Source organism: Mesorhizobium sp. M2A.F.Ca.ET.037.01.1.1 (assembly GCF_003998075.1).
GTDB lineage: Bacteria > Pseudomonadota > Alphaproteobacteria > Rhizobiales > Rhizobiaceae > Mesorhizobium.
Genome location: NZ_RZSA01000397.1, coordinates 1 through 5,543 on the forward strand (window position 1 = coordinate 1; position 5,543 = coordinate 5,543).

General features: G+C 62.5%; 5 protein-coding genes and 1 pseudogene. 3 read left to right on the forward strand and 3 right to left on the reverse strand.

The genetic code is table 11. The annotated features are described in order from the left end of the window. The coding region (locus EOA27_RS19600; RefSeq protein ID WP_145970429.1) for a LysR family transcriptional regulator at positions 1-175 on the reverse strand (175 nt) is incomplete at its 3' end. 128 nt (positions 176-303) lie between these two features. Between EOA27_RS19600 and EOA27_RS19605 the strand changes: the two are divergent. The 3 genes and pseudogenes from EOA27_RS19605 (at position 304) to EOA27_RS19615 (ending at position 3,704) form a co-directional block, all read left to right on the forward strand. Further along, positions 304-1,961 (forward strand): annotated as a pseudogene (locus tag EOA27_RS19605) (ABC transporter substrate-binding protein). After that, positions 1,958-2,854 (forward strand): DUF427 domain-containing protein, encoded by an 897-nt coding sequence (locus EOA27_RS19610; protein ID WP_126078659.1) that lies wholly within the window; start codon positions 1,958-1,960, stop codon positions 2,852-2,854. Before EOA27_RS19605 ends, EOA27_RS19610 begins: the two are co-directional and overlap by 4 nt. An 85-nt stretch (positions 2,855-2,939) precedes the next feature. Next, the gene (locus EOA27_RS19615) at positions 2,940-3,704 is read left to right on the forward strand and encodes an SDR family oxidoreductase (protein WP_126078660.1); all 765 of its coding nucleotides are present in this window, start codon (positions 2,940-2,942) and stop codon (positions 3,702-3,704) included. A 67-nt stretch (positions 3,705-3,771) separates the two neighbouring features. Here EOA27_RS19615 and EOA27_RS19620 read toward each other — a convergent pair whose 3' ends face one another. Further along, positions 3,772-5,130, reverse strand: coding sequence for an NAD(P)/FAD-dependent oxidoreductase (locus EOA27_RS19620; RefSeq protein ID WP_126078661.1), 1,359 nt, complete (start codon positions 5,128-5,130; stop codon positions 3,772-3,774). Between the two features lie 132 nt (positions 5,131-5,262). After that, a partial coding sequence (locus tag EOA27_RS41545; protein ID WP_210214158.1) for a hypothetical protein occupies positions 5,263-5,543 on the reverse strand: 281 nt, incomplete at its 5' end.

Below are 5,543 nucleotides of genomic sequence, written 5' to 3' on the forward strand. Positions count from 1 at the left end.
GCGTCAGCGTGACGCCGTCGCTGTCGCGCACGAACAGTTTTCGCCCCAGCTGTTCCTCCAGGCCGCGAATGCGCGCGCTGATGGTCGACTGGGCGAGGTTCAGCCGATGGGCCGCCACGGTGAAGCTGCCATGCGCCGCGACCTCCAGGAAACTGCGCAGATTTTCGGTATCCATGGTCCCCTGCCCCGTGAGCTACCGCCATCGAAATCTTCGATGGCCTCGATCAGAAAATATCGCTTTCCGGTCGCGGTCAACAATGGCCTAAATGCCAAAGCCCCTGCGACAAAACAAGGTATGCCGTCATGCCGAAGCATTTCAGGACGATCGACGCCGCTCGCAAAACCCTCAGCGCAATCGAAATTCCGCTATCGACGAATTGCTCTCCGGCAGGATCGGCCGGCGTGAATTCCTGCGCCATGGCAGCGTGCTCGGCCTGTCGCTGCCCTTCCTCGGCGGCATCGCTTCGGCTGTCGGCCTCGGCGCTCCGCAAGCACGCGCCGAGGGCAAGCCCGGCGGCACGGTGCGCGCCGGCATCGCCGTGCCCGGCGGCGCCATCGATCCGGTGACTTTCTACGACAGCGGCAGCTACCAGCTCGCCTTCCAGACGTCAGAGTTCCTGTGTGTGACGCAGCCCGACCTGACGCTGAAGCCGGTGCTGGCGGAAAGCTGGTCGCCCAATGCCGACGGCAGCGTGTGGACCTTCAAGCTGCGCAAGGGCGTGAAATTCCACAATGGCGAGGATTTCAAGGCCGACGACGTCGTGGCGACCTTCGACCGCCTTGCCGATCCGAACGGCCCCTCCAACGCTCTCTCGGTGTTCAAGGGCCTGCTGTCGAAGGGCGGCACGCGCAAGGTCGACGACCACACGGTCGAATTCCATCTCGACGCGCCGAACGGCAGTTTCCCCTATTCGGTGTCGATCGACAATTACAACGCCGTCATCCTGCCGGCGAGCTACAAGGGCGACTACGAGAAGACCTTCGAAGGCACCGGTCCGTTCCGGCTAGAAAGCTACACGCCGAAGGTCGGCGCGACCTTCGTGCGTAATGCCGACTACTGGGGCGAGAAGGCGCTGCCCGACCGGCTGGAATTCAAGTTCTATGGCGACGTGCAGCCGCGGATTCTCGCGCTGCAGGCGGGCGAGGTCGACGTGCTCGACGCCATCCCGCTCGACGTCAGCCAGGTGGTGCTCGGCAATCCCGACATCACGGTGCTGCGCGTGGCGTCCACCGCGCATCGCCAGCTGCATATGCGCTGCGACATGGCGCCCTTCACCGACAAGCGCGTGCGCCAGGCGCTGGCTCTGTGCATCGACCGCTCCAAGCTGGTCGACGGACTCTGCCGCGGCATGGCGGCGACCGGCAATGACAGCCCGTTCGCGCCGGCCTTCCCGGTCACCGACAAATCGATTGCCCAGCGCACGCAGGACATCGCCAAGGCCAAGCAATTGATGGAAGCGGCCGGCCTTGGCAGCGGCTTCGACATAACGCTGACGACGCTGCGCTATTCCGACATCCCGGGCTATGCGCAGCTGTTCCAGAACTTCGCCAAGGAAATCGGCGCGCGCATCGCGCTCAACATCGAGGACCAGGACAAATATTACGGCAAGGCGGTGTTCGGCCAGTCGGACTGGCTGGACAGCCCGCTCGGCATCACCGACTACGCGCATCGCAGCGTACCGAACGTGTTCCTGAAAAGCCCGCTGGTCAGCGACGGGTCGTGGAACGCGGCGCATTTCAAGAACGCGACCTATGACGGGCTGGTCACCGGCTACCTCAAGGCGCTCGACCTCGACGCCCAGCGCAAGGCCGCTTCCGACATCCAGAAGCTGCTGCTCGATGAGACGCCGGTGATCTTCAGCTATTTCCCGGACCTGCTGGTACCCGTGCGCAAGACTGTCAGCGGCGTGCCGCCGATCGCCGCCGGCCTGCTGCTCGATCGCGTATCGGTGGCGTCATGACCGTGACCGCGCGAAAGAACCCGGCAGCAAACGACGAGAAGAGGACGACGACCATTCGCAAGCCCCATCTGCGCGGCCGCGGGCCGCATTTCCCGATCCTCGACGGCATCGTGCAGTACGAGTTCGAACCGGGCTATGTCGCCTTCACCATGCCCTCGCCCAAGCGGATCAGGGTGCAGGTCGGGCCGATGATCGTCGCCGACACCACCAAGGCGCTGGTGTTCCAGGAGAGCGACCATCTGCCGGTCTATTACTTCCCGATGAGCGACGTGCGCGAGGAGTTCCTGCTGCCCAGCCGCACGAAGACGGAGGATCCGTTCAAGGGTGTCGCCACACATTATTCGCTGAACACCGGCATCACGCTGGTCGAGGACGGCGCCTGGCGCTACCTCGATCCAGTCAAGGGCTGCCCGCCGATCCAGGACTACATCTCCTTCTACTGGCCGAAGATGACGCACTGGTTTGAAGAGGACGAAGAGATCTTCGTCCATGCCCGCGACCCGTTCCGCCGCGTCGACTGCCTGCCTTCGTCGCGGCGCGTGCAGGTGATCCTCGACGGCGAGCAGGTGGCCGATTCACGACGCGGCGTGTTCCTGTTCGAAACCGGACATCCGGTTCGGCACTACCTGCCGATCTCGGACACGCGCCTCGATATGTTTGCGCCCAGCCGCTACATCTCGCGCTGCCCCTACAAGGGCATCTCCAACTACTACCATGTGACGACGCCGAAGAAACGGCACGAGAACCTGGTCTGGTATTATCCCGAGCCGGTGCATGAGGCCGAGCGCATCAAGGCGCTGGTGTGCTTTCATCACGAGCTGGTCGACAAGATTCTGGTCGACGGCGTGGAAATTCCGAAGGAAGCGACGGCGGCGTCGGACGGATATTTTTGAACCTCGAGCCCTGTGGCCGGCCAGATCAGGCCGCTTGATCGAGGCGTCATTCAGCGCATACCTTCCGGTAATCAGGGAGGGTGCGATGGATCTTTTCAAACTGGACGGCGGCGTGGCGCTGGTGACGGGCGCCGGCAGCGGCATTGGTCAGGCGATCGCGATCGGGCTTGCCGAGGCCGGCGCCGATGTCGCCTGTTTCGGTCATGCCTCGAATGGCGGGCTTGAGCAGACTGCCGAGAAGATCAAGGCGCTCGGCCGCAAGGCACTGATGCTGACGGGGAGCGTGACGGCCGAGACCGACCTCGCCGCGGCGATCGATCGGGTTGAAGCCGAACTCGGCGCGCTGACGGTTGCCGTCAACAATGCCGGCATAGCTGGATCGGAAGCGGCCGAGACCATGCCGCTGGAAAAATGGCGCAAGGTGCACGAGGTCAATGTCGCAGGTGTGTTTCTGTCCTGTCAGGCCGAGGCACGCGTCATGCTTCCCCGGCGTGCGGGCTCCATCATCAACATCGCCTCGATGTCGGGCACCATCGTCAACCGCGGGCTGACGCAGGCGCACTACAACTCATCCAAAGCCGCCGTCATCCACATGTCGAAGAGCCTCGCCATGGAGTGGGCGGATCGTGGCCTGCGCGTCAATGTCGTCAGCCCGGGCTACACGCTGACGCCGATGAACAAGCGGCCGGAGGTCGCGGAGGAGATAAAGATCTTCAAGCGCGATACGCCGATGGGGCGTATGGCGGCGCCGGAAGAGATGGTCGGGCCGACCGTGTTCCTGGCCAGCCGTGCGTCCAGTTTCGTGACCGGCCTCGACCTGATCGTCGATGGCGGCTACGTGTGCTGGTAGGCTGATGGGGTGTCTCGAGAGACGCCCACCTTGCTGATTTGACGGATGCGGGCGGAGGCGCGCTGTCCTACTCCGCCGCCACGCCCTTCACCTCGAGATAGCTCTCCATGGAATCGTCCAGCGCCTGCAGCCATGGCGTATGGTGGACCGGCGCCATGGTGCCGGTCATCAGCGAGCGGTAGGCGTTGTCGCGGAAGGTCATGATGTTTTCCATCTTGTGGTGCTCCCACTCCATGAAGGTGTGGTTGACCGCCTCGACGTCGAAGCCCGGATAGTCGGTCTGGTCCATCAGTTCCTTGGTGTAGTCGCCCTGGAACCAGATCATCTGCTCGGCATCCTCCAGCGTCTCCTCGCGCGCGCGCCACTTGGCGCTGTGCTCGGCCATAGCCTCGGCCGAGGGCAGCTTGATGCGGCCCATGATGACGTCGCGGGCGTACCAGGCCTGTGCGTCGAACATGTTGAAGGTGTAGAATTGGTCCTGCATGCCGATATAGAACAGCTTCGGATTCTTCTCCCAGACGACGCCCTCATAGAGATCCAGCGGCCACATGCGGTTGGCGGTCTTGAGCTTGAGATCGTCGGTGAGGAAGGGGAAGGAGTGCAGATAGCCGGTGCACAGGATGATGGCGTCGACATCCCTGGTGGTGCCGTCCTTGAAATGCGCCGTCTTGCCGACGACCTTCTGCAGCAGGGGCACCTCCTTCCAGTTCTCCGGCCATTTGAAGCCCATCGGCTTGGAACGGTAGCTGGTGGTGATCGATTTGGCGCCGTATTTGTAGCATTGCGAACCGATGTCCTCGGCCGAATAGGAACGGCCGATGATCAGGATGTCCTTGCCCTTGAACTCCGTGGCATCGCGGAAATCGTGGCTGTGCAGGATGCGGCCGTTGAAGGTGGAAAAGCCCTCGAAATACGGCACGTTCGGCACGGAGAAATGGCCCGAGGCGACGACGACATTGTCGAACTCTTCCGAATAGGTGACGTCGTTGGTGCGGTCATGCGCGGTGACGGTGAATTTCTTCGTCTCGTCGGAGTAGGTGACCATGCGCACCGGCGTGTTGAACCGCACCCATTTGCGCACCCCGGATTTCTCGACACGGCCCTTGATATAGTCCCACAGCACGGCGCGCGGCGGATAGGAGGCGATCGGCCGGCCGAAATGTTCCTCGAAAGTGTAGTCGGCGAATTCGAGGCATTCCTTCGGGCCGTTCGACCACAGATAGCGGTACATCGAGCCATGCACCGGGTCGCCATGCTCGTCGAGGCCGGTGCGCCAGGTGTAGTTCCACAGGCCGCCCCAGTCGCTCTGCTTTTCGAAACAGACGATTTCCGGGATCTCGGCGCCCTTGTCGGCGGCCGACTTGAAGGCCCTGAGCTGGGCCAGGCCCGACGGTCCGGCTCCGATGACGGCGACACGAGATTTCATTGCGGACCTCCTTTTTGATTTCGACTTTTTCTTGAGGCAATTCCGGGCGGAAAACCGTTCGACACTTTTCCTGGAATTGCTCTCACGAAACAAATTTCACTCACAGTGACAGTAATTGGGTCTTCGGTGCTGTCAACAGGCATCTGAGGGCAAGGGCTTTGCCGCGAACGGATTTCGGCGGAAAACGGAAACCGCCATAAAGAATTGCCGCGACATTCGATGGCTTGCCCTTGCGGTTGCGCTCCTGTATCGCCACCGCATATGTTCACCTAGAGTGAAATAAATCCGCGGATTCGGGGGCGACATGCCGAACAAGACTTCTGACACAAAGCCCGCCGCTGCGGCCGCCAAGGACAAGGCGCCGCCGAAACGCGTTTCGGCGGCGCCTTGTCCTTGGCGGCCGCAGCGGCGGG

Coding starts and splice junctions, on each gene's coding strand:
- EOA27_RS19615 (WP_126078660.1), top strand. CDS start 2,940: ATGGATCTTTTCAAACTGGACGGCGGCGTGGCGCTGGTGACGGGCGCC.
- EOA27_RS19610 (WP_126078659.1), top strand. CDS start 1,958: ATGACCGTGACCGCGCGAAAGAACCCGGCAGCAAACGACGAGAAGAGG.
- EOA27_RS19620 (WP_126078661.1), bottom strand. CDS start 5,130: ATGAAATCTCGTGTCGCCGTCATCGGAGCCGGACCGTCGGGCCTGGCC.